Raw genomic sequence first — 2,867 nt, forward strand, 5'->3', positions numbered from 1 at the left:
GGGTCGAGGTGTCGCCGGTGCTGGGGCGGATGCTCGAAGCGGCGATTGCCGACGGGCGGCACCGCCCGGTGATCGACGGGCTGGTGCGCTGGGCTGGCCTCGCGCTTGAAGGCAACGAGGAGCTGGTGCGCGACATGGTGCAGAGCCGCGCCAACGCGGTGCTGCGCTGGACCGGGCTCGACGACCGGCTGGCGAACTCGGTGCTCGATGGGCTCTATAAGCTGCTGGCCGAAATACTGGTGCGGCCCGATCACCCGATCCGCACCAAGGTGGAGGAGGGGCTCAAGACGCTCGCCCACGACCTCCAGCACGATCCTGCCACCCGCGCCAAGGTCGAGCAGGCCAAGCTCGACCTGCTCGCCAACCCCGCGCTGGGCGACTGGTGGATGGGCATGTGGGAGCGCCTGCGCCATGCGCTGATCGCGCAGCTGCGCAGCCCCGACGGCGCGCTGTCCGCGCAATTCGGCGAGACGCTGGCCGAGCTGGGTGAGGCCCTGCGCAGCCAGCCGAGCTTGCAGAAGCAGGTCAACCGCTTTGCCCGCCGCACGCTGACCGGCATGGCCAATCGCTATGGCGACGAGATCGTGCGGCTGGTGTCGGAGACGGTAAAGCGGTGGGATGCGCGCACGATCACGGCGCGGGTGGAAGGTGCGGTGGGCCGCGACCTGCAGTTCATCCGCATCAACGGCACGCTGGTGGGCGGGCTGGTCGGGGTGACCATCCATGCGGTGGAGCAGTTGCTATGAGCCATTACCCCATTCTGGAGACCGAACGGCTGGTCCTCAGCGCGCCGACCTCTGCCGATATCGCACCGATGCACGCGATCGTTTCCGACCCCGATACCGGGCGGTATCTGGGCGCTGTTTCCAACCCGGCGACGCAGTTCGAACGCTTCGCGCGCAGTGCCGGAAGTTGGATGCTCTACGGTTATGGCAGCTTCATGGCCCGGCTGCACGGCAGTGACGAGTTGATCGGGAGTGTCGGCGTGTTCCACTCCTGGCGCGGTCTGGGCGCGGATTTCGACAACAACCCGGAGGCTGGCTGGATACTGCACCGCGATCACGCTGGGCAAGGGCTTGCGGGGGAGGCGATGCGAGCCATCATCGCATGGTTTGACGCCACCCATGGCCCGCGCCGGGTGGTCTGCATGATCGGTGTGGGAAATGCCGCGTCGTTGCGGCTGGCCGAAAAACTCGGCTTTTCGGCTATGCGCGAGGCCGCGCTACCCGATGGCGACAGGGTGACGCTGCTCGAGCGCCACCCCTGATCGCGTCAGAGTTTACTGGTAAGTTCCGGCACGGCTTCGAACAGATCGGCCACCAGCCCCAGGTCGGCGACCTGGAAGATCGGCGCATCGGGGTCCTTGTTGATCGCCACGATCACCTTGGAGTCCTTCATCCCCGCAAGGTGCTGGATCGCGCCCGAAATGCCCACGGCAACGTAAAGCTCCGGCGCGACGATCTTGCCGGTCTGGCCGACCTGATAGTCGTTGGGCACATAGCCCGCGTCCACCGCCGCGCGGCTCGCGCCGATGGCAGCGCCAAGCTTGTCGGCCAGCGGGGTGACGATCTCCTGGAAGGTCTCGCCGTCCTTCAGCGCACGGCCACCCGATACGATGGTCTTGGCGCTGGTCAGTTCGGGGCGGTCGCTCTTCACTGCTTCGAGGCCGACGAAGCTCGACAGGCCCGCATCGCCGGGGCCGCTCACCGACTCGACGCTGGCCGAGCCGCCCTCTGCGTCCGCCTTGTCGAAGGCGGTGGTGCGCACGGTGATCACCAGCTTGGCATCGCTCGATTCGACCGTCGCGATGGCGTTGCCGGCGTAGATCGGGCGGGTGAAGCTCTTCGGACCTTCGACCGAGAGAATGTCCGACACCTGCATCACGTCAAGCAGCGCAGCCACACGCGGGGCGACGTTCTTGCCGGTGGTGGTGGCAGGCGCGAGGAAGGCATCGTAGCCGTCCATCAGACCCGCCACGAGCGGGGCGACGTTCTCGGCCAGCATATCGGCATAGGCGGCGTCGCCAGCGTGGAGCACCTTCTCGACACCGGCAATCTTGGCGGCCTCGTCAGCCGCGCCTTGCGCACCGGCCACGAGCACATGCACCTGACCACCAAGCTGCGCGGCAGCGGTGACGGCAGACAGCGTGGCGGGCGCCACCGCGCCATCCGAAAGTTCAGCGAGTACGAGGGCAGTCATCAGGCAACTCCCAGGGATTTAAGCTTGGCAACCAGCGTATCGACATCGGGGACGATCTCGCCCGCCTGCCGCACGGGCGGTTCGCCCACGTGGGTGGTCTTGAGGCGCGGGGTGACGTCGACGCCAAAATCGTCGGGCGTCTTGGTGTCGAGCGGCTTCTTCTTCGCCTTCATGATGTTCGGCAGCGAGGCATAGCGCGGCTCGTTCAGGCGCAGGTCGGTGGTGACGATCGCCGGCAGGGCCAGTTTCACCGTCTCCAGACCGCCGTCGACCTCGCGGGTGACGCTGACATGATCGCCGTCGATGGCGACCTTCGAGGCGAAGGTGCCCTGCGGACGGCCCATCAGGGCGGCGAGCATCTGCCCGGTCTGGTTCGAATCGTCGTCAATCGCCTGCTTGCCGAGCATTACAATGCCCGGCTGTTCGGCCTCGGCAATCGCCTTGAGGATTTTGGCAACCGCCAGCGGTTCGACCTCGGCGTCGGTCTCGACGAGGATCGCGCGGTCGGCACCCATGGCGAGCGCGGTGCGCAGCGTTTCCTGCGCCTTGGCCGGGCCGATCGAGACGGCGATCACTTCTTCGGCAGCGCCCGCTTCCTTCAAACGGATCGCCTCTTCGACGGCGATCTCGTCAAACGGGTTCATGCTCATCTTGACGTTGGCGAGGTC

The 2,867-nt window shown here is 66.7% G+C and carries 4 protein-coding genes; 2 read left to right on the forward strand and 2 right to left on the reverse strand.

Features of this window, described 5'->3' with window-relative positions:
• Together D2V17_RS11105 and D2V17_RS11110 are read left to right on the forward strand one after the other, a co-directional pair.
• Nucleotides 1–746, forward strand: a 746-nt coding sequence (locus D2V17_RS11105) for a DUF445 domain-containing protein (RefSeq protein WP_147367361.1), incomplete at its 5' end; no start/stop codon positions are given.
• A complete protein-coding gene (locus D2V17_RS11110) occupies nucleotides 743–1,267 on the forward strand; it encodes a GNAT family N-acetyltransferase (RefSeq protein ID WP_119593037.1) in 525 nt (174 codons plus the stop codon). The genes D2V17_RS11105 and D2V17_RS11110, both read left to right, overlap by 4 nt.
• Before the next feature lie 5 nt (nucleotides 1,268–1,272).
• Here the strand turns inward: D2V17_RS11110 and D2V17_RS11115 are convergent, their stop codons facing one another.
• Complete coding sequence (locus D2V17_RS11115) at nucleotides 1,273–2,199, reverse strand: electron transfer flavoprotein subunit alpha/FixB family protein (RefSeq protein WP_119593038.1); 927 nt, start codon at nucleotides 2,197–2,199, stop codon at nucleotides 1,273–1,275.
• Nucleotides 2,199–2,867, reverse strand: a 669-nt coding sequence (locus D2V17_RS11120; RefSeq protein ID WP_147367364.1) for an electron transfer flavoprotein subunit beta/FixA family protein, incomplete at its 5' end; no start/stop codon positions are given. The genes D2V17_RS11120 and D2V17_RS11115, both read right to left, overlap by 1 nt.

Source organism: Aurantiacibacter xanthus (assembly GCF_003584015.1).
GTDB lineage: Bacteria > Pseudomonadota > Alphaproteobacteria > Sphingomonadales > Sphingomonadaceae > Alteraurantiacibacter > Alteraurantiacibacter xanthus.

Coding starts and splice junctions, on each gene's coding strand:
- D2V17_RS11110 (WP_119593037.1), top strand. CDS start 743: ATGAGCCATTACCCCATTCTGGAGACCGAACGGCTGGTCCTCAGCGCG.
- D2V17_RS11115 (WP_119593038.1), bottom strand. CDS start 2,199: ATGACTGCCCTCGTACTCGCTGAACTTTCGGATGGCGCGGTGGCGCCC.